18 protein-coding genes are annotated in these 23,218 nt (G+C 74.6%); 5 read left to right on the forward strand and 13 right to left on the reverse strand.

Annotation, left to right across the window (positions count from 1 at the left end):
- Positions 1-46 precede the first annotated feature (46 nt).
- Together IE316_RS35285 and IE316_RS03020 are read right to left on the reverse strand one after the other, a co-directional pair.
- Complete coding sequence (locus tag IE316_RS35285) at positions 47-1,051, reverse strand: DUF2637 domain-containing protein (RefSeq protein WP_229910163.1); 1,005 nt, start codon at positions 1,049-1,051, stop codon at positions 47-49.
- Between the two features lie 249 nt (positions 1,052-1,300).
- Positions 1,301-2,248, reverse strand: coding sequence for an EamA family transporter (locus IE316_RS03020; protein WP_190202495.1), 948 nt, complete (start codon positions 2,246-2,248; stop codon positions 1,301-1,303).
- A 90-nt stretch (positions 2,249-2,338) separates the two neighbouring features.
- On the opposite strand from IE316_RS03020, the gene IE316_RS03025 reads away from it, so the two are divergent.
- Positions 2,339-3,256 carry a LysR family transcriptional regulator gene (locus IE316_RS03025; RefSeq protein ID WP_190202496.1) on the forward strand — a complete coding sequence of 306 codons (918 nt, stop codon included), beginning with the start codon at positions 2,339-2,341 and terminating at the stop codon, positions 3,254-3,256.
- A gap of 113 nt (positions 3,257-3,369) precedes the next feature.
- Positions 3,370-5,217, forward strand: a complete 1,848-nt coding sequence (locus IE316_RS03030; protein ID WP_190202497.1) for a glycoside hydrolase family 3 protein — start codon at positions 3,370-3,372, stop codon at positions 5,215-5,217.
- Between the two features lie 79 nt (positions 5,218-5,296).
- On the opposite strand, the gene IE316_RS03035 is transcribed toward IE316_RS03030, so the two are convergent.
- The 6 genes from IE316_RS03035 to IE316_RS03060 all read right to left on the reverse strand — a co-directional run bounded on the left by IE316_RS03035 (position 5,297) and on the right by IE316_RS03060 (position 13,963).
- Positions 5,297-6,721 carry a S28 family serine protease gene (locus IE316_RS03035; protein WP_190202498.1) on the reverse strand — a complete coding sequence of 475 codons (1,425 nt, stop codon included), beginning with the start codon at positions 6,719-6,721 and terminating at the stop codon, positions 5,297-5,299.
- Between the two features lie 97 nt (positions 6,722-6,818).
- The gene (locus IE316_RS03040) at positions 6,819-7,208 is read right to left on the reverse strand and encodes a hypothetical protein (protein WP_190202499.1); all 390 of its coding nucleotides are present in this window, start codon (positions 7,206-7,208) and stop codon (positions 6,819-6,821) included.
- A gap of 79 nt (positions 7,209-7,287) precedes the next feature.
- Positions 7,288-11,007 carry an ABC transporter ATP-binding protein gene (locus IE316_RS03045; RefSeq protein WP_190202500.1) on the reverse strand — a complete coding sequence of 1,240 codons (3,720 nt, stop codon included), beginning with the start codon at positions 11,005-11,007 and terminating at the stop codon, positions 7,288-7,290.
- Positions 11,008-11,094: 87 nt separating this feature from the next.
- Positions 11,095-12,153, reverse strand: a complete 1,059-nt coding sequence (locus IE316_RS03050; protein WP_190202501.1) for an esterase-like activity of phytase family protein — start codon at positions 12,151-12,153, stop codon at positions 11,095-11,097.
- A 188-nt stretch (positions 12,154-12,341) separates the two neighbouring features.
- Positions 12,342-13,157, reverse strand: a complete 816-nt coding sequence (locus tag IE316_RS03055; protein ID WP_190202502.1) for a helix-turn-helix domain-containing protein — start codon at positions 13,155-13,157, stop codon at positions 12,342-12,344.
- Complete coding sequence (locus tag IE316_RS03060; protein ID WP_190202503.1) at positions 13,154-13,963, reverse strand: helix-turn-helix domain-containing protein; 810 nt, start codon at positions 13,961-13,963, stop codon at positions 13,154-13,156. The genes IE316_RS03055 and IE316_RS03060 overlap by 4 nt, the downstream gene beginning before the upstream one ends.
- A 295-nt stretch (positions 13,964-14,258) precedes the next feature.
- Between IE316_RS03060 and IE316_RS03065 the strand changes: the two genes are divergently transcribed.
- Positions 14,259-14,681, forward strand: coding sequence for a peptidoglycan-binding domain-containing protein (locus tag IE316_RS03065; protein WP_190202504.1), 423 nt, complete (start codon positions 14,259-14,261; stop codon positions 14,679-14,681).
- A gap of 62 nt (positions 14,682-14,743) precedes the next feature.
- On the opposite strand, the gene IE316_RS03070 is transcribed toward IE316_RS03065, so the two are convergent.
- From IE316_RS03070 to IE316_RS03080, 3 genes are read right to left on the reverse strand one after another with little or no spacing between them, the layout of a single operon-like run.
- Positions 14,744-16,429, reverse strand: a complete 1,686-nt coding sequence (locus IE316_RS03070; protein ID WP_190202505.1) for a thiamine pyrophosphate-binding protein — start codon at positions 16,427-16,429, stop codon at positions 14,744-14,746.
- Positions 16,426-17,394, reverse strand: a complete 969-nt coding sequence (gene speB / locus IE316_RS03075) for an agmatinase (protein WP_190202506.1) — start codon at positions 17,392-17,394, stop codon at positions 16,426-16,428. Before speB ends, IE316_RS03070 begins: the two co-directional genes overlap by 4 nt.
- Before the next feature lie 53 nt (positions 17,395-17,447).
- Positions 17,448-18,908: a sodium:solute symporter family protein gene (locus tag IE316_RS03080; RefSeq protein ID WP_190202507.1), complete on the reverse strand. Its 1,461-nt coding sequence runs from the start codon at positions 18,906-18,908 to the stop codon at positions 17,448-17,450.
- A 102-nt stretch (positions 18,909-19,010) separates the two neighbouring features.
- On the opposite strand from IE316_RS03080, the gene IE316_RS03085 reads away from it, so the two are divergent.
- Positions 19,011-20,492 carry a PucR family transcriptional regulator gene (locus tag IE316_RS03085; RefSeq protein ID WP_190202508.1) on the forward strand — a complete coding sequence of 494 codons (1,482 nt, stop codon included), beginning with the start codon at positions 19,011-19,013 and terminating at the stop codon, positions 20,490-20,492.
- A 26-nt stretch (positions 20,493-20,518) separates the two neighbouring features.
- Entirely contained in the window at positions 20,519-21,307 is a 789-nt protein-coding gene (locus tag IE316_RS03090) for a phosphatase (RefSeq protein ID WP_190202509.1), read from the forward strand.
- Positions 21,308-21,337: 30 nt separating this feature from the next.
- Here the strand turns inward: IE316_RS03090 and IE316_RS03095 are convergent, their stop codons facing one another.
- Complete coding sequence (locus tag IE316_RS03095; protein ID WP_190202510.1) at positions 21,338-22,315, reverse strand: cation diffusion facilitator family transporter; 978 nt, start codon at positions 22,313-22,315, stop codon at positions 21,338-21,340.
- A 5-nt stretch (positions 22,316-22,320) separates the two neighbouring features.
- Positions 22,321-23,193: an acyl-CoA thioesterase gene (locus IE316_RS03100; protein ID WP_190202511.1), complete on the reverse strand. Its 873-nt coding sequence runs from the start codon at positions 23,191-23,193 to the stop codon at positions 22,321-22,323.
- Between the last annotated feature and the right edge of the window lie 25 nt (positions 23,194-23,218).

Below are 23,218 nucleotides of genomic sequence, written 5' to 3' on the forward strand. Positions count from 1 at the left end.
GCGCGTGAACGGACCCGGCTTGCCTGGGTAATACCCGCCCCGGCGTTCACTGGCCGCGGCGCGGCCCCGGCACCGGGCCGGTGTAGGCGGGGTGCCGGCCGCGCAGGCGGCGGTTGTCGCTGATCACGTACGTCTTCATGGTGCGCTCGGCGCGCTGCGGTACGGGGCCCGGCGGGCGGACGCCGGGCGGCACGGCGGCCTCGGGGCCCGCCGGGTCCGGCACCGCCTCCGGCTCCTGCTCCGCCCCGGCCGGCTGCTCCGGCTCGGCCCCCGCCCGGTGCCGGGGCGCCGTCCGCCGGGGCGGGCGGGTCAGGGTGATCTGGCGCACGAGCTGCTGGAAGCAGGCCAGGGCGGCGAGCCCCGGCAGGCCCGCGGCGGCGACGTCGATGACGGTGCCCGGCGCCTGGACCACGCAGAGGAAGACCGAGATCAGCGAGAAGACCAGGACCACGCACCAGGAGTGCACGGCCCGGCGCTGGTGCAGCGCCGCCCGCAGCACGGAGAGCGAGGCCACCAGCCAGGGCCCGAAGACCAGCAGCGGCCACCAGGACACCACCCCGGACTGGAGCCGGGTCAGGGCGACGACGCGCAGCGGGTCGTAGGCGACCACGCCGCTGAGCAGGCTCACCGCGGAGGCGATGACGGTGGCGAGGGCGGCGGTGAGGTAACTGACGGCGTCCAGTCCGCGCGGGCGGCGGCGCTCGCGCACCCTGCGGTGGCTGGGGGCGGCGTCCCGCAGGGGCGGCAGCTCCGCGGTGATCTCCTGGAGGTTGTCCAGCGGGCTGCCGGGCGCGGGGGCCGCCGCCGGGGTCTCGCCGGGCGCCGGGGGGAGGTCCGGGCCGCGGTCCGCGAGGGCGTCCTGGAGCATGAAGGCCAGTTCCTCGGCCGGGTCCCAGGACATGTCCGGGACCAGCGGCGGGGTGGCGTACTCGGGGGCGGGGGCGGGGGCGGGGGCGGCGCGGTGCCGGCCGTCGCCGGGCGGGAAGTCGTAAGTGCCGAGGGGGTGCGGGTCCGGGAATTGCGGACGGTATGCGGATTCCTCGCCGTACATGATGCGACCCCGGTCATTCCGCCCGCGAGAACGCGGGCCGCTCATTCACTTCGCGTGCGATCCGACCCGGTTCTCCGCATGCCACGAGAAGCCGGCCCCCCTCAGTCACCTTGGTCATGTTCCGACTAACGCGACCGCGAACCCGCTGGGTACGTGGCACACGAGTGAATGACCGGCCGGACAAGTCCTATCGATGGGCCGATAACACAGCACTTATGGGATGAGCGGGAAGGCCGTGTTCTCGTGTGTCTATGGGGTTGCCTTTCCGGTGGCCGCCGCCTGGAGTTCCGGCCCCTTTGTTCGTGGTCGCGGCCCGGTTCCGGTGGGCCTGTCCGCCGGGCGGTGCCGGGGGGTCACCGAGGTCAGTGCCACGCCGCCGACCAGCAGGGCCGCCGCGCACCAGCGCAGCGGGGAGACCGGCTCGCCGAGGAACAGGGCCGCCGACGACATGCCGAAGACCGGGACCAGCAGGGAGAACGGGGCGACCGCGGAGGCCGGGTGGCGGCGCAGCAGCCAGCCCCAGGCGCCGAAGCCGAAGACGGTGGCGACCCAGGCGACGAAGAGGACCGTGCCCGCGCCCTGCCAGTCCAGCGCGCGCAGCGCCGCCAGGTCCCGGTCGGCCCCCTCCGTGAGCAGGGACAGGCCGAGCAGCGGCAGGACCGGGACGGTGCTCACCCACACCATGAAGTTCAGCGCGTCCGGCGGCGCCGCCCGGCGGGTCAGGACGTTGGACACGCCCCAGCAGAACGCCGCCGCGACCACCAGCGCGAAGGCGCCCAGCGGGCCCGAGGCGCCCTCGTCGACCGCCGCGACGGCGATGCCGGCGAGGGCGACCAGCATGCCCGCCGCCCGTATCCGGGTGGGCCGTTCGCCCAGGACGGCGGCGGCGATGACGGCGGTGAACACCGCCTGCACCTGGAGCACCAGGGAGGTCAGCCCGGCCGGCATGCCCGCGTCCATGCCGTAGAAGACCAGGCCGAACTTGGCCACGCCCAGGGCGAGTCCGACCGCCACGATCCACTTCCAGGCCACCTTGGGGCGGCCGACCAGGAACACCGCGGGCAGCGCCGCCACCAGGAAGCGCAGGGCGGAGAAGAGCAGCGGCGGGAAGTGGCCGAGGCCGATCTCGATGACGGTGAAGTTCACGCCCCACACGGCGGCGACGAGAACGGCGAGGAAGAGATGTGACGGTCGCATGCGTCGAGGATCACCTTCCCCGACCGTGAAGCACTAGCGATGATTGCTGCACTGTCGGATGAAGCAACGCTGAACGAACGAGGGGTCCTCATGCTCGACCTCCAGCGGCTGCGCGCCCTGCACGCGGTCGCCGTGCACGGCACGGTCGGGGCCGCCGCCACCGCGCTCGGCTACACGCCGTCCGCCGTGTCCCAGCAGATCGCCAAGCTGGAACGGGAGACCCGTACCGTGCTGCTGGAACGGGCGGGCCGGGGCGTCCGGCTCACCGACGAGGCGCGGCAACTCGCCGAGACCGCGCGGGAGTTGCTGGCGATCGTGGAGCGGGCGGAGACCGAGCTGGAGGAGCGGCGGGGGCGGCCGGCCGGGAAGCTGACCATCGCGGCGTTCGCGTCGGCGGCGCGCGGACTGCTGCCCGCCGTGCTCGCCGACCTCGCCCGCCGGCACCCCGCGCTGGACACCCGGCTCACCGAGGTCGACCCGCACCTCTCCGTCGACCTGGTCGCCAAGGGGGCCGTCGACCTGGTGGTGGCGCACGACTGGGACATCGCGCCGCTGCCCGCGCCGGCCGGGGTGGAGCAGGCGGCCATCGGCGACGACCTGTGCGACCTGCTGGTCCCGGAGGGGCACCCGTTCGCCGGGCGGGCGGCGGTACGGCGGGAGGAGCTGGGCGGCGAGCGGTGGATCTGCCAGCCGCCCGGCCGGGTCTGCCACGACTGGCTCCAGCGCACCCTGCGCGCCGCCGGGCACGAACCGGACATCGTCCACCAGGCCGACGAGAACCCGACGCTGGTGGCGCTGGTCGCCGCCGGGCTCGGCGTGGCGCTGATCCCCCGCCTCGGGCGCGGGCCGCTGCCCGCGGGGGTGGTGGAGGTGCCGCTGGACCCGATGCCGGTGCGGCACCTGTACGCCCTGTGGCGCACGGGCGCGGCCCGCCGCCCGGCCATCGCCGAGACCGTGCGGTCGCTGCGCGCGCACTGGCCGGCGGCGGCCTCCCACCCACGCGCCTGACACCCCGGGCCGACCCCGCCCCTCGGCCTGTGCGTTCCCTTGACTGGCAGAAACTTCCCGGATATTGGTGACACCTCGGAAGTTTCCTTCACCGGCCTCCGGAAGGAGCGCACGTGCCCGACAGCAGCACGGGAAGCACCGGAAACACCGCCCGGCCCGCCAGACGCACGGTCCTCGCGGCCGGCGCGGGCGTCACCGCGGCGCTGGCCGCCGGCGGCACCGCGTCCGCCCGGCCCGCCGCCCCCGCCGACGACGAGCGGCTCCGCTCCCTCATCTCCCGGATGAGCCTGGAGGAGAAGGTCGGCCAGCTCTTCGTGATGCGGGTCTACGGCCACTCCGCCACCGACCCCGACCAGGCCGACATCGACGCCAACCTCGCGGAGATCGGTGTGCGCACCGCCGCCGAGCTGATCGCCAGGTACCGGGTCGGCGGCATCATCTACTTCGCCTGGGCGCACAACACCCGCGACCCCCGGCAGATCGCCGCCCTGTCCAACGGCATCCAGCGGGCGTCCCTGGCCCAGCAGCGCGGGCTGCCCGTGCTGATCTCCACCGACCAGGAGCACGGCATAGTGGCCCGGGTGGGCGAGCCGGCCACGCTGTTCCCCGGCGCCATGGCGATCGGCGCGGGACGCTCCCGGGCCGACGCCCGGACCCTCGGCCGGATCGCGGGCGCCGAGCTGCGCGCGATGGGCATCCGCCAGGACTACGCCCCGGTCGCCGACGTGAACGTGAACCCGGCCAACCCGGTGATCGGCGTCCGCTCCTTCGGCGCCGACCCGCGGGCCGTGGCCTCGCTGGTGGCGGCCGAGGTGACCGGGTACCAGGGGTCGGGGGTCGCCGCCTGCGCCAAGCACTTCCCCGGGCACGGGGACACCGCCGTCGACAGCCACACCGGCTTTCCCGTCATCACGCACAGCCGGGCACAGTGGGAGGAGCTGGACGCCCCGCCGTTCCGGGCGGCGATCGCGGCCGGCATCGACTCCATCATGACCGCCCACCTCATGGTCCCCGCGCTCGACGACTCCGGTGACCCCGCCACCCTCTCCCGCCCCATCCTCACCGGCTTGCTCCGCGAGGAACTGGGCTACGACGGGGTCGTGGTCACCGACTCCCTCGGCATGGAGGGCGTGCGCACCAAGTACGGCGACGCCCGGGTGCCGGTGCTGGCCCTGAAGGCGGGCGTCGACCAGCTCCTCAACCCGCCCGACCTGGACCTGGCCTGGAACGCCGTGCTGACGGCCGTACGGAACGGGGAACTCACCGAGGCCCGCCTTGAGGAATCGATCCTGCGGGTGCTGCGGCTGAAGGCGAAGCTGGGTCTGTTCCGGGACCCGTACACCACCGCGCGGGCGGTGGACCGGACCGTCGGCACCCGCGCTCATCTGGCGGCGGCCGACCGTATCGCCGAGCGGACGACGACCCTGCTGGTCAACGAGGGGCACCTGCTGCCGCTGTCCCGGCGGCGGACGCCGAGGCTGCTCGTGGTGGGCGCCGACCCGGCCTCCCCGTCCGGCACCACCGGCCCGCCGACCGCGGTGCTCGCGGGCGCCCTCACCGAACTGGGCTTCACCGCCACCGCCCTGTCCACCGGCACCGCCCCCGGCTCCGCCACCGTCGCCCGCGCGGTCGCGGCGGCCGGTGACGCGGACGCGGTGGTCGTCGCCACCTACAACGTCACCGCTTCCAGCGGCCAGCGCACCCTCGTACGGGAACTGCTCGGCACCGGCAAGCCCGTCGTCGCGGTCGCCGTCCGCAACCCCTACGACGTGGCCCGGTTGCCCGGCGTGCCGGCCGTGCTGGCCGCCTACTCCTGGACCGACGTGGAGGTGCGGGCGGCGGCCCGGGTGATCGCCGGGCGGGCGGAGCCGCGCGGCAGGCTGCCGGTGCCGGTGGTGCGGGCGGACGATCCGGCGACGGTGCTGTACCCGGTCGGGTACGGGCTGACGTACCGGAGGTGAGGGCCGTGCCCCGCCGGGACGGAAAGCTCCGTCCCGGCGGGGCCGCCCGGTGTCGCGGTGGGCCGCCGCGCGGCGCCGGTCACGGGCGCAGGGCGGGCTCCCGCTCGATGTTCCGCTGGTCCAGCTTGGCGTCGAAGCGGGCCAGCGGCTTGGCCGCCGACGGGTTCTCCTGGACGGCGGCGGACGCGACGCCCGCCCAGTCGAGGATGCGGGCGGTGGCGAGCGCCTTCTGCTCCGGGACCAGACCGGCGACGTTGGCGCCGTGGTTCATGCCGGGCGCGGTGAACACGTAGGAGTCACGGGCCCCCTTGCCCAGGCGGAACGGTTCGGCGCCCCACGGGTCGTTCTGCCCGTACACGAACAGCATCTGCCGGGCGTTGCGCTTGACCCACGCGTCCACGTCGTCCATCACGAACGGCTGGAACCGCATCGGGATCTCCCGGGGCACGAAGTTGCGCGGCGGCTGGTAGCCGTAGCGGATGTACTTCTTCTCGATGTGCGGGAAGTGGATGGTCGGCGCGCCGAGCTGGGTGCCGGCCTGGTAGTAGTACGGCGTGTACGGGGTCAGGCCCTGGTCGGTGTAGGCCGCGAAGCCGGAGATCGTGTCGACGGAGTCCCAGATCTCGCCGTCGGTGGCGTTCTTGGCGTCCGCCGGGATCGTGTCGCAGTCCTTCAGGGTGCTGTACTGCCAGAAGCCCCACACGTAGTCCAGGACGACGGCCTCGTAGGCGCGGTCCAGGCTGCCGATGGTGGTGAAGGTGTAGCCGTTCTCGGCGGCGTACGCCCGGTACCGCTCCTCCAGCGCGGCCCGGCGCACCAGCGCCTCGCGCTGCACCCCGTTCAGCCGGTCGCGGCACTCCTTGGTGCCGACGGTCGCGAAGAACCGGTCGTAGGCCGAGTCCTCCTTGTTCACCACGTCGTTGGGGGCGACGTAGGCGACCACGCCGTCCATGTCACGCGGGTAGAACCGCTCGTAGTAGGTGGCCGTCATGCCGCCCTTGGAGCCGCCCGTGGAGATCCAGTTCTGGGAGTAGATCTTCTTCAGGGCGGTGAAGATGCGGTGCTGGTCGCTGGCGGCCTGCCAGATGTCCAGCTTCGACCAGTCGGCCGGCTCGGGCCGGGACGGGGTGAAGTAGCGGTACTCCATGGACACCTGGTTGCCGTCCACGATCTGGGTCGGCTCGCGGCGGCTCGGTGTGGTGGAGACGCTGTAGCCGCCGGTGTAGAAGACCGTCGGGCGGGCGGTGTCCTTGTGCAGCACGGTGATCCGCTGCTGGAAGGTGCCCTTGGACGGGTGCCGGTGGTCGACCGGCTGGGTGTAGTTGAGCACGAAGAAGCGGTAGCCGGGGTACGGCTTCTCCTCGATCAGGCTCATCCCCGGCACGGAGAGCAGCCTGTCCTTGATGTCGGTGGCCTCCGGCTGGGCGGCGGTGGCCGCCCCGGCCGTGCTGACGGTGCCTATGAGCACGGCCAGCGCCAGCAGCCATCTGAGCGCCTTGCGCATGCACCCTCCCCTGGGTATCTGACGTCCGCCGGAAGCTATCGGAGCTTCTCGGCCACGCACCAGGGGAGCGCGCGAATCGCTGGGAGAAACCTGTGGTTCAGCACAGGATCCAGCCGGAGGTGACCGAGCCCCGGCCGACCCGGCCCTCGACCCAGACGCAGCGCCGGCCGGCGTGCACGGTCACCGGCCCGGCCCGGTAGGCGTACCGGCCCTCGTCGACGACCGGCCGGCCGCCGCGCGCCCGGAGGCTGACCGACATGGTCCGCTTGGTGCCGGGCTTCTTGGGCAGGGTGACGGCGCAGAGGTACCCGCCGCGCTTGTGCACCACGACGGAGCCGGTGGAGAACGGCAGGGTGCGCACCTTGCGGCCCGGACAGGACGACGCGGCCAGCGCGTCTCGCGGCGCGGCGACGACGAGCAGCCCGGCGGCGGCCAGCAGGGCCGCGCCGAGCGCCAGTCGCCGGCGGATCACGGCGCTCCGGGTCACGGGGACCCCTCCTCCGTTCGGCGGTCACGGGCGTACGGCTGTACGGACGCACGGCACCGGTCGCACGGTTGCGCGAGGGTCATCGGGTGGCGCCGACCGGCTCCCCGGGCTCGTCCGCCCCGACGAACGTCCGCCACAGCTCCGCGTACCGGCCGCCGCGGGCGAGGAGTTCCTCGTGGGTGCCGTCCTCGGCGACCCGGCCGTGGTCCATCACCACGACCCGGTCGGCGCGGGCGGCGGTGGTCAGCCGGTGCGCGACCACCAGGGTGGTGCGCCGGCCCGCCAGCCGGTCGGCGGCCTGGTTGACCTGCGCCTCGGTGGCCAGGTCCAGGGCGGCGGTCGCCTCGTCCAGGAGCAGCACGTCCGGGTCGACCAGTTCGGCGCGGGCCAGCGCGATCAACTGGCGCTGCCCGGCGGAGAGGTTGCGGCCGCGCTCGGCGACCTCGTGGAGGTAGCCGCCCTCCAGGGTGGCGATCATCTCGTGGGCGCCGACCGCCCGGGCCGCCGCCTCCACCTCGGCGTCGGTGGCGTCCGGGCGGCCGTAGGCGATGGCGTCCCGGACGGTGCCGGGGAAGAGGTACGCCTCCTGCGGGACGACCCCGAGCCGGTGCCGGTAGGCGGTCAGGTCGAGGTCCCTCAGGTCCCGGCCGTCGACGGTGACCCGGCCGCCGGTCGGGTCGTAGAACCGGGCGACCAGCTTCACCAGCGTGGACTTGCCCGCGCCGGTCTCGCCGACGAACGCCACCGTCTGCCCGGCCGGGATGCGCAGGCTCACCCCGGCCAGCGCCTCCTCCTCGTCGCCGTACCGGAAGCGGACGTCCTCGAAGGCGATCTCGCCCCGCAGCGAGGGCACGTCCAGCGGCTTGGCGGCGAGCCGGGTGGAGGCCGGTTCGCGCAGCAGTTCCTGGATCCGGCCGAGCGAGACGGCGGCCTGCTGGTAGCCGTCGAAGACCTGGGAGAGCTGCTGCACCGGCGCGAAGAACAGGTCGATGTAGAGCAGGTACGCCACCAGCGCGCCGGTGGTCAGCGTCGCGTCGTCGATCCGGGCACCGCCCACGATCATGACGGCCGCGGCGGCGACGGAGGACAGGAACTGCACGAACGGGAAGTAGACCGAGATCAGCCACTGGCCGCGGATGCGGGCCCGCCGGTAGCTCTCGCTGCGCTCGGCGAACCGCCGCCCGCCGTCCGCCTCGCGCCGGAACGCCTGCACGATCCGCAGGCCCGCCACCGACTCCTGGAGGTCGGCGTTGACCGCCGAGACCCGCTCGCGGGCCAGTTCGTACGCCTTCACGCTGGCCCGGCGGAAGAACCAGGTGGCGACGATCAGCGGCGGGAGGGTCGCGAACACCACCAGGGCGAGCTGGAGGTCGATGACCAGCAGGGCGGCCATGATGCCGAAGAAGGTGACGACCGACACGAACGCGGTGACCAGGCCGGTCTGCAGGAACGTGGAGAGCGCGTCGACGTCCGTGGTCATCCGGGTCATGATCCGGCCGGTCAGCTCGCGCTCGTAGTAGTCCAGGCCGAGCCGCTGGAGCTGGGCGAAGATCTTCAGGCGCAGCGCGTACAGCACCCGTTCGCCGGTCCGGCCGGTCTTGCGGATCTCGCCGGTCTGCGCCGCCCACTGGGCGAGCACGGCGCACAGCGCCAGCAGCGACGCCGTCCAGACCGCGCCGAGCGCGAGCCGTTCCACGCCGTCGTCGATGCCGTGCCGGATCAGCACCGGCAGCAGCAGGCCGAGACCGGCGTCGGCGGCGACCAGGGCGAGGCTGACCAGCAGCGGGCGGCCGAAGCCGCGCAGCAGGCGGCGCAGCCCGTAGGACTCCTCGGGCTGGACCGCCCGCTCCTCGTCCACGTCGGGGACGTCGGTGGCCGGGGGCAGCGCCTCGACCCGCGCGAGCAGCTCGGGCGTGGCCGGGGTGCCGGCCAGGGCCGCGTCCCGGGGGGTGCGCTCCCCCGCCCACAGCCGGGGCGTGATCCCCCGCTCGGCGTCATACTCGGCGTCCAGCTCATCCCGTACGGAGGTGTCGTCCGGGAGCTCGGCGGGGCGGGCGTGGCCGGGCGAGACGCCGCCCAGCTCGTCCGGGTCGGTGAGCAGCTTGCGGTACAGCGCGCACCGCTCCTGGAGTTCCTCGTGGGTGCCGAGGTCGGCGAGCCGGCCGCCGTCCAGGACGGCGATGCGGTCGGCGAGGTTCAGGGTGGAGCGGCGGTGGGCGATCAGCAACGTGGTCCGGTCCCGCATGACCTCCCGCAGCGCCTCGTGGATCTCGTGCTCGACCCGGGCGTCCACGGCGGAGGTGGCGTCGTCCAGGACCAGCAGCCGGGGGTCGGTGAGCAGCGCGCGGGCCAGCGCGATCCGCTGCCGCTGCCCGCCGGAGAGGGTCAGGCCGTGCTCGCCGACGGTGGTGCCGTACCCGTCGGGCAGCTCGCTGATGAAGCCGTGCGCCTGCGCGGCGCGGGCGGCGGCCTCGATCTCCTCGTCGGTGGCGTCCGGGCGGCCGTAGGCGATGTTGGCGCGGACGGTGTCGGAGAAGAGGAAGGAGTCCTCCGGGACCAGGCCGATCGCGGACCGCAGCGAGTCCAGGGTCAGCTCGCGCACATCGTGCCCGCCGATCAGGACGGCGCCGTGGGTCACGTCGTAGAAGCGCGGCAGCAGCAGGGAGACGGTGGACTTGCCGGAACCGGAGGAGCCGACCACGGCGAGGGTCTCCCCCGGGCAGATCCGGAAGGTGAGCCCGCGCAGCACCGGGCGCTCCGGGTCGTAGCCGAAGGCCACGTCGTCGAACTCGACGGCCGCGGGCGCGTCCGCGGGGAGCACCTTGGTGCCGTCGGCCATCGTCGGCTCGGTGTCGATCAGCTCCAGGACGCGCTCGGTGCCGGCCCGGGCCTGCTGGCCGACGGTGAGGACCATGGCGAGCATCCGGACCGGGCCGACGAGCTGCGCGAGATAGGTGGAGAACGCGACGAACGTGCCGAGCGTGATGTGCCCGCGCACCGCCAGCCAGCCGCCGAGCGCCAGCATCGCGACCTGCCCGAGGGCGGGTACGGCCTGCAGGGCGGGGGTGTAGCGGGAGTTGAGCCGGATGGTGCGCAGCCGGCCCGCGAACAGCTTGCGGCCGACCTCGCGCAGCTTCCCGGTCTCCTGCTCCTCCTGCCCGAAGCCCTTCACCACCCGGACCCCGCTGACGGCGCCGTCCACGACGCCCGCGACGGCGGCGGCCTGGGCCTGCGCGTACCAGGTGGCGGGGTGCAGCCGGGTGCGGCTGCGGCGGGCGATGATCCCCAGGGCGGGCGCCACCGCCAGCGCGACCAGGGTGAGCGGCGGCGACAGCCACGCCATGATGACCAGGGAGAGCAGGAACAGCAGCAGATTGCCGATGGTCATCGGCAGCATGAACAGCAGGCCCTGGATCAACTGGAGGTCGCTCGTCGCCCGCCCCACGACCTGCCCGGTGGACAGCTCGTCCTGGCGCCGCCCGTCCAGCCGGGTGATCGTGCCGTACATCTCGGTCCGCAGGTCGTGCTGGACGTCCAGGGCGAGCCGGCCGCCGTAATAGCGGCGGATGTAGGTCAGGACGTACACGACGACGGCCGCGCCGATCAGGAGGCCCGCCCAGAGGGCCATCGACCGGGTCTTCGCCCCGATCACGTCGTCGATGATGACTTTGGTGATCAGCGGGACCAGCGCCAGCACGGCCATGCCGGCCAGCGAGGAGCCGAGGGCCAGGACGACGTCCCGGGGGTGGCGCCAGGCATAGCCCGCCAGTCGTCGTACCCATCCCCGTTGCGCGTCCACGCCGGTGCCCTCCGCTCGTCCTGGTCTGCCGCCAGGCACCAACGCGCTGACGAGCGGATTTCATCCCGCCGCAACAATCGGCGGCGGTCAGGGGCGCACCCGCAGGCGCAGGAAGCGGGTGGTCTGGGCGGCACTCTGGTTGTCGTCGCTGACCAGCAGGACCCGCAGACCGCCCGGGCCGTGACCGGTGACCGCCATGCCCTCGATGTTGTCCAGCAGCGGGTTGGGCTGCGGCTGCTTGGCCGTCGCCCCGAGGGAGGGGCAGTCGACCAGGTCGGCGAGCAGGCGCTTGGACACCGTCCGGACGCCGTCCGGGGTGAGGGCGGCGGTGCCGCTGACGTCGGTGGCCCGGCGCGCGTCGGCCAGGTAGAGGCGGACGGTGTTGCCGGTGCCGGAGGTGAAGCCGCGCTCCAGGACCAGCAGACGGCCGTCGGGCAGCGCGGTGACCTCGGGCACGCCGAGACCGGCGTCGACCGGGTAGGCGTACTGCGCGCCGGGCCGCCAGGTGCCGTTCCCGGCGCGCTGCCAGGTCGGGAACCGGACGAGGCGCTGGTCGTCGCCGGTCAGGGCGTACTCCATGGCGGCGATCAGGGTCCGGCCGCCGGGCAGCAGGGTCAGCCCCTCGAAGCTGCCGTTGGCCCGGGCGCGGCCCGCCGGCGCGGTGCGCAGCGCCTCCGGCACCGGCAGTCGGTCCAGGATCGCGCCGGTGCGGGAGTAGCGGCGTACGGAGGGCTCGGTCTCCGAGGAGACCAGGTAGGTGCCGTCGCGGTCGACGGCCAGGCCCTCCGCGTCCAGCGCGGCCCCGCTCTCGTCGGCGAGCGGGACGACGGACCTCGGCGCCAGGGTGTCCGCGTCCAGCTCGAAGAGGGCCGACCGGTCGGAGAGGGCGGCGACGGTGCGGCGGCCGTCCGCGGCCAGTGCGGAGAAGTTGCCGGCGTAGGTCCCCTCGAAGACCGTCTTGTCCAGGGCGTCGGAGAAGCCGGTGAGGGAGACGGACGGCGAGCAGGCGTGCCGTGCCGGGCCGCCGGGCGCGGTCGCGGACGGGGCGGCGGAGGCGGGTCCGGTGGCCGTGAGGCAGGCGGCGGCCGCCAGAGCGGCGGTGAGGGCGGCGAGTGCGGTGCGCGGGGTTCTGGGATGCGGATGCATGGCGGCACGGTAGGGCGGGGCGGTGACGCGGGGTGGGCCGTCCGGTGAAGTCGGCAGAACCGGTTCTCCCGCTGGGCGGACGGCTACCGGCCCCGCGCACCGTCGGCCGGCGGGACGGCTACCGGCCCCGCACACCGGCGGCCGGCGGGACGGCTACCGGCCCCGCACACCGGCGGACGGCGGGACGGCTACCCGCCCCGCGCACCGTCGGTGCCGAAGCACTGCCGTACCCCGTCCCGCACCAGGCAGGCCGTCACCCCCGCCAGGTCGCGGCGTCCGGCGGCGACCATGGGGGTGGACAAGGAGCCCTGGGCGTCGTACTCGTCGCGCACCTCGGAGTGGAGCGGCGGCCGGTGCGGGACGACGATCTCGACGCGGTCGCCGACCTCGCCGAGGTCGATCCGGGCCCAGACCGCGCCGCAGACCGCGCCGTACCGGATCTTGATCGCGGTCCGGCCGGCGAAGACGTGCCGGTTCAGGGTGAGCGGCGGCGGTTCGGCGCCGCAGCCGTACCGCTCGGGGTCCTTGCCGGTGCAGGTGCTGCCGTGGCAGCCCTGCAACGAGGGCGTCGGCGACGGGGTGGGACGGGCGGTGTCCTCACCGGAGCCGCCGCCGGCCATCAGGGGCACGGCGATCGCGGCGGCGGCCAGGACGCCCACCGCCCCGGCGAGCGGGCCCCGGCGCGGACGGCGGCGGGCCGGGGGCTCCTCGGGGGCGGGCGGGGCGGCCGGTGCGGGCGGCGGCGCGGCGGCGCGGCCGCTCCAGGCGGCGTCGGCCAGTTCCCACAGGGCGACCGGGCGGGCCGGGTCCTCGCCCGCCAGCTCGCACAGCGCCACCACGGCCGCGCGCGGCGGCAGCGTCTTGCCGTTGAGATAACGCTCCCACGACGACTTGCTGTACGGCGTCTTGGTCGCCAGCGCGGCGAGGCTCAGCCCGGTCCCGGCGCGCAGCTCCCGCAGCGCGGCGGCCAGCCGCTCGCACTCCACGGGCCGGTCGGACGTCATCTCCGCAGCACTCCCCAGGTGTCCTCGCCGATGACGCCGTCGACGACGATACGGGCCTGGTCCTGGAGGCGTTTGACGGCGCGTTCGGTCTGGTTGCCGAACAGGCCGTCGGCGATGCCGGCCGGGAAGCCGTGGTGCCGCAGCAGGCACTGGGCCTCGACCACGGCCCACAGGGCGGACCCCTTGCCGAGCAGCGCGGTGCGGGTGCGGCTGTATCCGGCGTAGAGCAGGCCGTCGTCCGCGCGCCGCACCCGGCAGGGGTGGTCCTGGCCGGTGCGGAAGACGAACGGGTCCGGTGGTACGGCGTCCGGTTCCCTGCTCGCGGCCGGGCCTGCCGCCGACGCGGCGCCGACGGCGGCCGGGGGCCCGTCGTCCGTGCCGCGGCCGCTGTCCCAGGGCGTGGTCAGGGCCAGCGTGGCGAGGGCGGCGAGGACCACCACGGCCGCCACCACCAGCGCGACGACCCGGCGCCGCCGTCCCGGCGGTGGGGTGCCCTCGCCGTCCGGGCCGGCCGGCGCGGTGTCCCCGGTGCTCTCCGGGACGCCGCCCGCCTGCACGGCGATCTCGTGCAGGGCCAGCAGCCGGGCCGGGTCGGTGCCGCAGGCGCGGGCGAGCGCCTCGACGGCCCGCTGCGGCGGCAGGGCCCGGCCGTTGAGGTAGCGGTCCCACGAGGAACGGCTGTAGCCGGTCCGCGCGGCCAGGGCCTGAAGGCTGAGGCCGCTGTGGTCCTTCACTCTGCGCAGGTGGACGACGAGCTGCCGGACGCGTGGGTCGAGCGCGCCGGGCAACTGCTTCCATCGAGACATGTCCCCCCCATGTCCGACTCCCAGGTCGTCACCGAGGATGCCGCACGCGGGGCCTCCGGTTCCCGCGCCCGGCGCGGCGGCCGTAGCTTTTCGGTCATCGCGCCGGAGCGGTCCGGCGTCCCGTCGCTGCCTCGTCCCGGGGGGCGTCCCCGCAGGTCAGCGCGTGGGACGTCCCGGGTGGGCGGCATCTGCCGGGCGGCGGTGGCGGAGGGCGGCGGCGGGCGGGCATGGTCGGTGACGTCCCCGGGCGACCGGCCGGGGAGGTACACGGAAGACCGAAATGGGGGAAGCCTTCATGGCCATCAGCGCAACGCGCAGGACCGTCGGGATCGGCGTCGCCACCCTCGCCCTGCTGGGCGGGGCGGCGAGCGGAGTCGCCACCGCCCAGACCGGCGGCGCCGGCACCGTCGCCGTGCGGGCGCACGCGGACGACGCGTCCGCCGCGGCGAAGACGTGCGAGTACACCAGCAAGTACGGCTGGTACTGCGGCTACTACAAGGGCAACGCGACCGTCCGCACCGGCAGCAAGGGCAACGCGGTCCGCGAGGTGCAGGCCCTGATCAACCAGACCACCACCTACAAGCCGAAGCTGAGCGTGGACGGGGACTTCGGCAGCAAGACCAAGAAGGCCGTGGTCTGGTTCCAGAAGACGTACAAGGTCAAGCCGTACGACGGGATCGTCGGCAAGAAGACCTGGGCGGAGCTGCGGCTGAAGTAGCCGCGGCGCGGTACCGGCGGCCCGTCCTCGTCTCGGGGGAGAGGGCGGGCCGCCTCCGGGTGTCAGGTGCGGTGGGTGGGGGCGAACATGCGCAGGACGGCGGGGAGGACGACGACGGAGGGGCCGGGGGCGGCGAGGGCCGCGGTGAGGTCGGCGGTCAGGTTCTCGGGGGTGGTGCGGACGCCGGGGACGCCGAAGGATTCGGCGAGGGCCACGAAGTCGGGGCGGGTCAGTTCGGTGGCGGTGGCCTGGCCGAAAGCGTCGGTCATGTACTCGCGGAGGATGCCGTAGCCGCCGTCGTCGACGATCAGCCAGGTGACGTTGAGGTCGTACTGGCGGGCGGTGGCCAGCTCGGCGATCGAGTACAGGGCGCCGCCGTCGCCGGAGACGGCGAGGACCGGGCGGGTGGGGTCGGCCGCGGCGGCGCCGAGGGCGGCGGGGAAGCCGTAGCCGAGGCCGCCGGCGCCCTGGGCGGAGTGCATGGTGTTGGGGCGTCCGGCGTCGAAGGCCGACCAGGCCCAGTAGGCCAGGATGGTCATGTCCCAGAAGGACGGGGCGTCGGCGGGCAGCGCCCGGCGGACGGCGGCGAGGACCCGCTGCTCCAGGTCGAGGCCCTGGGCGTCGATGCGGGCGCGGACCCGGTCCAGCAGGGCGCGGACCCGGGCGGGTGCGCCGGCGTCCTCGCGGGGGCGGACCGTCTCCAGCAGGGCCTGGAGGGCGAGGCGGGCGTCGGCGTGGATGCCGAGGGCGGGGTGGTTGGCCTCCAGCTTGCCGAGGTCGGCCTCGATCTGGACGACCCGGCCGCGGGGTGTGAACGTGTGGTAGTTGGAGGAGAGTTCGCCGAGCCCGGAGCCGACGACCAGCAGGACGTCGGCGTCCTCCAGGAAGTCGGTGGTGTGCCGGTCCTCCAGCCAGGACTGCAGGGAGAGCGGGTGCCGCCAGGGGAAGGCGCCCTTGCCGCCGAAGGTGGTGACGACCGGGGCCTGGAGCGCTTCGGCGAGCTGCCGCAGCTTGCCGGCGGCGTCCGCGCGGACCACGCCGCCGCCGGCGATGATCGCGGGGCGGGCGGCGCGGGAGAGCCAGTCGGCGGCGACGGCGGTGAGCTCCACCCGGGGCGCGGGCTCCTCGGGGGTGGCGTCGACGCCGGTCACCACCGGCAGGAGGGTCTCGGCGAGCAGGACGTCCTGCGGGATCTCGACCCAGACGGGGCCGTGCGGGGCGGTCAGCGCCGACCGCCACGCCTCGGCGATCGCGGACGGGATCTGGGAGGCGGCCCGCACGGTGTGCACCGACTTCACCACGCCCCGGAACGAGGCGGCCTGGTCGGGCAGTTCGTGCAGATAGCCGTGCCGGCCGCCGCCCAGGCCCGCGGTGGGGACCTGGCTGCTGATCGCCAGCACCGGCGCGGAGGCGGCGCGGGCCTCCTGGAGCGCGGCGAGCGAGGTCAGCGCGCCGGGCCCGGTGGAGAGCAGCAGCGGGGCGGCCTCGCCGGTGATCCGGCCGTAGGCGTCGGCGGCGAACCCGGCGTTGTTCTCCACCCGCAGGCCGATGTAGCGCAGGTCGGAGCGGCGCAGTGCGTCGAAGACGCCGAGGGCGTGCTGGCCGGGCAGGCCGAAGACGGTGGTCGCGCCGAGCCCGGCGAGGGTCTCCACGACCAGGTCTCCGCCGGTGCGGCCGGGGGGAGGGTCGAGTGCCGCCTCCGTCTGGGCGGGCGTCGGACGGAGTTCCAGGTCGTGGTCGTGGGTCACTTGGCGCGTGCCTCGGCGATCTGTCGGGCCATGATCGTGGTCAGTTCGTAGGCGGTGTGGGAGGCGGCCACCGAGGTGATCTCGGCGTGGTCGTAGGCGGGCGCCACCTCGACCACGTCGGCGGAGACCAGGTGGCAGGAGGCCAGGCCGCGCAGGATCTCCAGCAGTTCGCGGGAGGTCATGCCGCCGGCCTCGGGGGTGCCGGTGCCGGGCGCGTGGGCGGGGTCGAGGCAGTCGATGTCGATGGAGATGTACAGCGGGCGGTCGCCGATGCGCTGGCGGAGCTGGTCGGCGACCTCGTCGACGCCGCGCCGCATGACGTCGGCCGAGGTGACGATGCCGAAGCCCATCTTGGCGTCGTCGTCCAGGTCCTTCTTGCCGTACAGCGGGCCGCGGGTGCCGACGTGGGAGAGGGCGGAGGTGTCGAGGATGCCCTCCTCCACGGCGCGGCGGAACGGGGTGCCGTGGGTGTACTCGGCGCCGAAGTAGGTGTCCCAGGTGTCCAGGTGGGCGTCGAAATGGAGCAGGGCGACGGGGCCGTGCTTCTTCGCCACCGAGCGCAGCAGCGGCAGGGCGATGGTGTGGTCGCCGCCGAGGGTCATCAGCCGGGCGCCGGTGCCGAGCAGGTCGTCGGCGGCGGCCTCGATGGTGTCGACGGCCTCGTTGATGTTGAAGGGGTTGACCGCGATGTCCCCGCCGTCGGCGACCTGGGCGAGGGCGAACGGGGCGGCGTCCTGCGCCGGGTTGTACGGGCGCAGCAGCCGGGACGCCTCGCGGATGGCGTTGCCGCCGAAGCGGGCGCCGGGCCGGTAGGAGACCCCGGAGTCGAAGGGCACGCCGACCACGGCCACGTCGGCGGCGCCGACCTCGTCCAGGCGGGGCAGCCGGGCGAAGGTCGCGGGTCCGGCGTAGCGCGGGACGCGGGAGGAGTCGACGGGGCCGCGGGGCGTCTCGTTGCTGCTCATGAACTGCCTTCCTTCGTACGCTTCGTCGCGTATGTGCTGCTCGGGTCCCGACTCTACTGGTGGGCGGGGACCGGTTCGGACACGGATTCGGGGGCCTGGCCGGCGAGGCGGTCCCGCCAGGCGGCCAGGACGGCGGCGTCGGTGGGCCGGGTGGCCAGGGAGACCACGACGTAGGCGGCGAGGGAGGCGAGCAGGCCGTAGTAGACCGGCTCGTTGGCGAGAATGCCGTACCCGGCCATCAGGCCGATCACCGCCAGGCCGCCGACGGTGACGGCGGCGAGGGCGCCCCGCACGGTGCCGCGCTTCCACAGCAGGCCGCCGAGGATCGGCACCAGCAGGCCGCCGACCAGGAGGTTGTAGGCGACGGTGAGCGCCTCGACCACGTCGTTGAGGGCGATGGCGGCGCAGATGACGGCGACGCCCATGACGAGGATGAACAGGCGGTTGCCCTTGACCTCGTCGTGCGCGTCGCCGGAGGGCCGGGCGGCGCCGCGCAGCCGGGACCAGATGTCGTTGTTGGCGACGGTGGCGCAGGCGATCAGGGCGCCGGAGGAGGTGGACATCACGGCGGCGAGGGCGGCGGCCAGCACCAGGCCCCGGACGCCGACGGGCAGTTCGTCCTTGACGATGGTGGCGAAGGCGTCGTCGGGGCTGCCGAGCTCGGGGTAGAGCACCCGGGCGGCGGTGCCGATGACCGCGCCGGCGACGGCGTAGACGAGGCAGTAGGTGCCGGCCACGGTCCCGCCCCACCGGGCGGTGCGGTCGCTGCGGGCGGTGAAGACGCGCTGCCAGATGTCCTGCCCGATGAGCATGCCGAAGGTGTAGATCAGCACGTACGTGAAGATGGTCTCGCCGCCGATGCCCAGCGGGTCGAAGTACGAGGTGGGCAGCCGGTCGCTCATCTCGCCGAAGCCGCCGGCCCGCACCACGGCGATGGGCAGCAGCAGGAGCAGCACGCCGATGGTCTTCACCACGAACTGCACCATGTCGGTGAGGGTGATCGACCACATCCCGCCGAGCGTGGAGTAGGCGACGACGATCGAGCCGCCCAGGACGATGGCGAGGGTGCGGTTCACGTCGAACAGCACGTCGAAGATGGTGGCGTAGGCGATGGTCGAGGTGACCGCGAGCATCAGGGTGTACGCCCACATGACCACGCCGGAGATGACACCGGCCTTGCCGCCGTAGCGCAGGTCGAGCATCTCGGAGACGGTGTAGACCTTCAGCCGGGCGATGCGGGCCGAGAAGAACACCGACAGGGCGAGGATGCCCAGGCCGATGGTGACGACCATCCAGGCGCCGGACAGGCCGTACTGGTAGCCGAGGCCGACGCCGCCGATGGTGGACGCGCCGCCGAGCACGATCGCCGCCATGGTGCCGGAGTACATGGCCGGGCCGAGGCGGCGCCCGGCGACCAGGAACTCGCTCTTGGACTTGGCGCGGCGCATGCCCCACCAGCCCATGGCCAGCATGCCGGCCAGGTAGACGACGATCACGGTGTAGTCGACGGCCATGGGCCCCTCCTTCGGTACGTCGCACCGACCCTAGGTGGCCGAAAAGCGACTGCGAAGTGTACGTTTCCTCCATTGGCGGGGGTCGTGCTGGAGGAAACGTCCATGGTGCAGGAACCGGCCGTTCCGCCCACGCCGCCGGTGCCGCTGGCCGCGCTGCTGACCCGGGAGGAGCTGGCGCTGCGGCAGATCGCCGGGCCGCCGGCGGATCAGGTGGCGGTGCACTGGGCGCAGACCTCGGAGATGTCCGACCCGTACCCGTATCTGCTGGGCGGCGAGCTGCTGCTGACGGCGGGCGTGCACATCCCGGAGGCGGCGGGGTCGGGGACGTACTTCGACGACTACGTGGCGCGGATCGTGGCGGCGGGCGGCGCGGCCCTGGGGTTCGGGGTGGCGCCGGTGCACGACACGGTGCCGCGGGCGCTGGTCGCGGCCTGCGAGGCGTACGGGCTGCCGCTGGTGGAGGTGCCGCCGCGGACCACGTTCGCGGCGGTGGCCCGCGCGGTGTGGCGGCTGATGGCCGAGGCGCGCACGGCCGAGCTGCGCCGGGTCGCCGAGGCCCAGCGGAGCCTGGCCGCCGCGGCCTCCCGGCCGGACCCGGTGCCGTCGGTGCTGCGCAAGCTGGCCGCGCTGCTCGGCGGCCGGGCGGTGCTGTACGGGCCGGGCGGCGCCGAGGCGTCGGCGGCGGGCCGTGAGCCGGCCGAGGGGGCGGACGCGGCGCTGGCGAAGCTGGCCCGGTTCGTGACCGACCGCGCCTCCAGCACCGCCACGGAGACCGTCGGCGGGACCCGGCTCGCGGTGTACGCGCTGGGCGCCGGCCCGCAGGGCCTGGTCCTCGGGGTCGCCGGGCCGGACCGGGAGCCGGGCGACCACACCGTCGCCTCCCTCGCCGCGGTGCTGCTCGCCCTGCTCACCGGCGAACGCCACCGCGCCGCGGACCCCGGGCCGGCCGCCGCCCGCACCTCGGCCCTGGTCCGGCTGCTGCTCGGCGCGGCCCCGGCGGAGGTCGCGCCGCTGCTGGCCGGCGAGGGCCCCGGGTACGTGGTGCACGCCCGGCCCGCCGGACGGGCCCCGGGCCCCGACGCCGCCGCCGCTGCCGCGCTCGGGGCCGCGCTGGGGTCGGATCTGGTCGACGTGGCCGGGGAGGTGGTCCGGGTGATCGTGCCGGACGGCCCGGAACCGGCCCCGCGCCCCCACTGGACGCTGGGCGTCAGCGCCCCCGCCGGCCCCGCCGAGTGGCCCGCCGCCGACGCCCAGGCGGCCCGCGCCCTGGCCCGCGCGCGGGCGACGCGCACCCCGCTGGTCCGGCACGGCGCCCGGCCCGTCCTGGCCGACCTGGTCCCGGCCGGGCAGGCCGCCGCCCACGCCCGCGCGGTCCTGGCCCCGCTCGCCGCCCGCCCCGCACTCACCGAGACGCTGCTGACCTGGCTCTCCCTGCACGGCAACTGGGACCGCACCGCCGTCGCCCTGTCCGTGCACCGCAACACCGTCCGCCAGCGCGTCGCCCGCTGCGCCGCCCTGCTCGGGACCGACCTGGACGACCCGGACGTACGGATGGAGCTGTGGTTCGCGCTGCGGCACCGGTGACCGGGGGGCTGCCCCACAATGGAGACATGCCGATATCCGGGACACCCAGCCGCGCCGAACTCGTCGAACACCTCGTCAGGACCCGTATCGCGGGCGACGTCGCCACGCCCCGTGAGAACAACCTCTCCCACTACCGCAAACTGGCGAACGGCGACCGCCACTACTGGCTCGGCCTGGAGCTGGGCGACCGCTGGACCGACGAGCAGGACGTCCTCGCGGTGATGGCGGAGCGGGCCGGTGTCAGCGACGACGCCGAGCACCGGCACGGCCAGGACACCATCGACCCCGAACTGACCGTGGCCGCGCTGGAGAAGCTGGCCGGGCGGCTGCGCAAGGCGGCCGACGGCGGGCAGCGGGTGCTGTTCGCGACCGGCCACCCGGGCGGGCTGCTGGACGTGCACCGGGCCACGGCCGCCGCGCTGCGCGCCGCGGGCTGCGAGATCGTGGTGATCCCGGAGGGGCTGCAGACGGACGAGGGGTACGTCATGCAGTTCGCGGACGTGGCGGTGCTGGAGCACGGGGCCACGCTCTGGCACACCCACTCGGGCGAGCCGATGAAGGCCATCCTGACCGGCCTGGAGCGCGAGGGCCGCCCGCTGCCCGACCTGGTCGTCGCCGACCACGGCTGGGCGGGGTACGCGGGCCAGCACGGCGTGGACTCCTGCGGGTACGCCGACTGCAACGACCCGGCGCTGTTCCTGGCCGAGGCCGAGGGCACCGTCCAGGTGACGGTCCCGCTCGACGACCACGTGGTCAGCCCCCGCTTCTACGACCCGATGACGGCGTACCTGCTCGCCGAGGCGGGACTGGCGTAGCGGGACCGGCGCGACGGTCCCGGCAGCCGGTCACGGCCAGGGGTTGAGGCCCTCCGAGCGGCGCTGCGCGAACCCGGGCGTCGGGTCCAGGTAGACCCGGCGCACCGCCGGGACCGTCTCCCGCAGCTTCTGCTCGGCCTGTTCGCAGGCCCACTCGATCTGGGCGGCGGTCGCCACGTCCCGGAAGTCGACCTTGGCGGCGACCAGCGCCTCCCGGGGCCCCTGCACCAGGGTGGTCAGCTCCAGGACGGCCTCGATGTGCTCCACCGCCAGCAGTTCGGCGCGGATCCGGTCGCGCACGCCCCGGGGCAGCGGGCGGCCGATGAGGAACTCGGCGTTGGACCGGCCGAGCACCCAGGCGACGTACAGCAGCAGGGCGCCGATGCACAGGGCGGCGGCGCCGTCCCAGACGCCGGAGCCGGTGAGCTGCCCGCCGAGCAGCCCGCCCGCGGCCAGGAGCAGGCCGACCAGGGCGGCGGAGTCCTCCAGGACGACGGCCTTCACCGCGGTGTCGGGGGTCCGCCGCAGATACCGCCCGAACGGCACCCGGGCGCGGGCCGCCTCGCCGCGCGCCTGCCGCAGCCCGGTCCGCAGCGAGTAGCCCTCCAGCAGGAAGGCGACCGCGAGCACCAGGTACGACACCAGGGGGTCGCCGAGGTCCTCGCCCTCGACCAGGGTGTGCACGCCGTCGTAGACCGAGAAGACGGCGCCGCCGACGAAGGTGGCGACGGCGGCGAGCAGCGCCCAGATGTAGCGCTCGGGGCCGTGGCCGAGGGGGTGGTCCTCGTCGGCGGGGCGGACGCTGCGCTTCAGCGAGGTCAGCAGCAGCACCTCGGTGACGGTGTCGGCGACCGAGTGCGCGGCCTCCGACAGCATCGCGCTGGAGCCGCTGATCGCCCCGGCGACCGCCTTGGCCAGCGCGATGCCCAGGTTGGCGAGGGCGGCGACGATCACCGTGGAGGTGCTCTCGCCGCCGCCCGGCTGCTCGTCGACCGCCTCGTGCGCCATGCCTCTCAGTGTTCCCGAGGGACCCGGATCACGCCTTCCTGGATCACCGATATGGCGAGCCGGCCGTCCTGCGTGTAGATCCGGGCCTGGCCCAGGCCCCGGCCGCCGGAGGCCGACGGGGAGTGCTGGTCGTACAGCAGCCACTCGTCGGCGCGGAACGGGCGGTGGAACCACATGGCGTGGTCCAGCGAGGCCCCGACGACGTCGCCGACGGCCCAGCCGCCCCGGCCGTGCGCGAGCAGCACCGAGTCCAGCAGGGTCATGTCGGAGACGTAGGTGGCGAGGACGACGTGCAGCAGGGGGTCGTCGGCCAGCTTGCCGTTGGTGCGGAACCAGACCTGGGAGTGCGCCTCGCGCGGCTCGCCGAACCGGCCGAACGGCGGGTCGTCGACGTAGCGCAGGTCGACCGCGGCACGGGCCTCGATGAACCGCTCCACCGTCTCGGCGGGCAGGTGCGGGTAGCTCCGCAGCCGCTCCTCGCCGGTGGGCAGGGTCGCCGGGTCCGGGGCGGCCGGCATCGGCGCCTGGTGGTCGAGCCCCTCCTCGTACGTCTGGAAGGACGCCGACAGGCCGAAGATCGGCTTGCCGTGCTGGACGGCGACCACCCGGCGGGTGGTGAAGGAGCGCCCGTCGCGGAGCCGGTCGACCTCGTAGACGATGGGCGCGCCGGGGTCGCCGGGGCGCAGGAAGTAGGCGTGCAGGGAGTGCGGGAGGCGTTCCTGGGGGACCGTGCGCCCGGCGGCGACCAGGGCCTGGGCCGCCACCTGTCCGCCGAAGACCCGGGGGACGACGGCGGACCGGGACCGGCCGCGGAAGATGTCCTCCTCGATCCGCTCCAGGTCGAGCAGATCGAGGAGGGACTGGAGTTCCTCGCTCATGAGGTCCGTTGTATCCGGCCTTCGT

Origin of the sequence: Streptomyces fumanus, assembly GCF_014655295.1 — a bacterium.
GTDB lineage: Bacteria > Actinomycetota > Actinomycetes > Streptomycetales > Streptomycetaceae > Streptomyces > Streptomyces fumanus.

Excerpts from the sequence above, each read along its gene's own strand:
- IE316_RS35285 (WP_229910163.1), bottom strand. The coding sequence starts at position 1,051 with ATGTACGGCGAGGAATCCGCATACCGTCCGCAATTCCCGGACCCGCAC.
- IE316_RS03020 (WP_190202495.1), bottom strand. The coding sequence starts at position 2,248 with ATGCGACCGTCACATCTCTTCCTCGCCGTTCTCGTCGCCGCCGTGTGG.
- IE316_RS03025 (WP_190202496.1), top strand. The coding sequence starts at position 2,339 with ATGCTCGACCTCCAGCGGCTGCGCGCCCTGCACGCGGTCGCCGTGCAC.
- IE316_RS03035 (WP_190202498.1), bottom strand. The coding sequence starts at position 6,721 with ATGCGCAAGGCGCTCAGATGGCTGCTGGCGCTGGCCGTGCTCATAGGC.
- IE316_RS03050 (WP_190202501.1), bottom strand. The coding sequence starts at position 12,153 with ATGCATCCGCATCCCAGAACCCCGCGCACCGCACTCGCCGCCCTCACC.
- IE316_RS03055 (WP_190202502.1), bottom strand. The coding sequence starts at position 13,157 with ATGACGTCCGACCGGCCCGTGGAGTGCGAGCGGCTGGCCGCCGCGCTG.
- IE316_RS03060 (WP_190202503.1), bottom strand. The coding sequence starts at position 13,963 with ATGTCTCGATGGAAGCAGTTGCCCGGCGCGCTCGACCCACGCGTCCGG.
- IE316_RS03065 (WP_190202504.1), top strand. The coding sequence starts at position 14,259 with ATGGCCATCAGCGCAACGCGCAGGACCGTCGGGATCGGCGTCGCCACC.
- speB (WP_190202506.1), bottom strand. The coding sequence starts at position 17,394 with ATGAGCAGCAACGAGACGCCCCGCGGCCCCGTCGACTCCTCCCGCGTC.
- IE316_RS03080 (WP_190202507.1), bottom strand. The coding sequence starts at position 18,908 with ATGGCCGTCGACTACACCGTGATCGTCGTCTACCTGGCCGGCATGCTG.
- IE316_RS03085 (WP_190202508.1), top strand. The coding sequence starts at position 19,011 with ATGGTGCAGGAACCGGCCGTTCCGCCCACGCCGCCGGTGCCGCTGGCC.
- IE316_RS03090 (WP_190202509.1), top strand. The coding sequence starts at position 20,519 with ATGCCGATATCCGGGACACCCAGCCGCGCCGAACTCGTCGAACACCTC.
- IE316_RS03095 (WP_190202510.1), bottom strand. The coding sequence starts at position 22,315 with ATGGCGCACGAGGCGGTCGACGAGCAGCCGGGCGGCGGCGAGAGCACC.
- IE316_RS03100 (WP_190202511.1), bottom strand. The coding sequence starts at position 23,193 with ATGAGCGAGGAACTCCAGTCCCTCCTCGATCTGCTCGACCTGGAGCGG.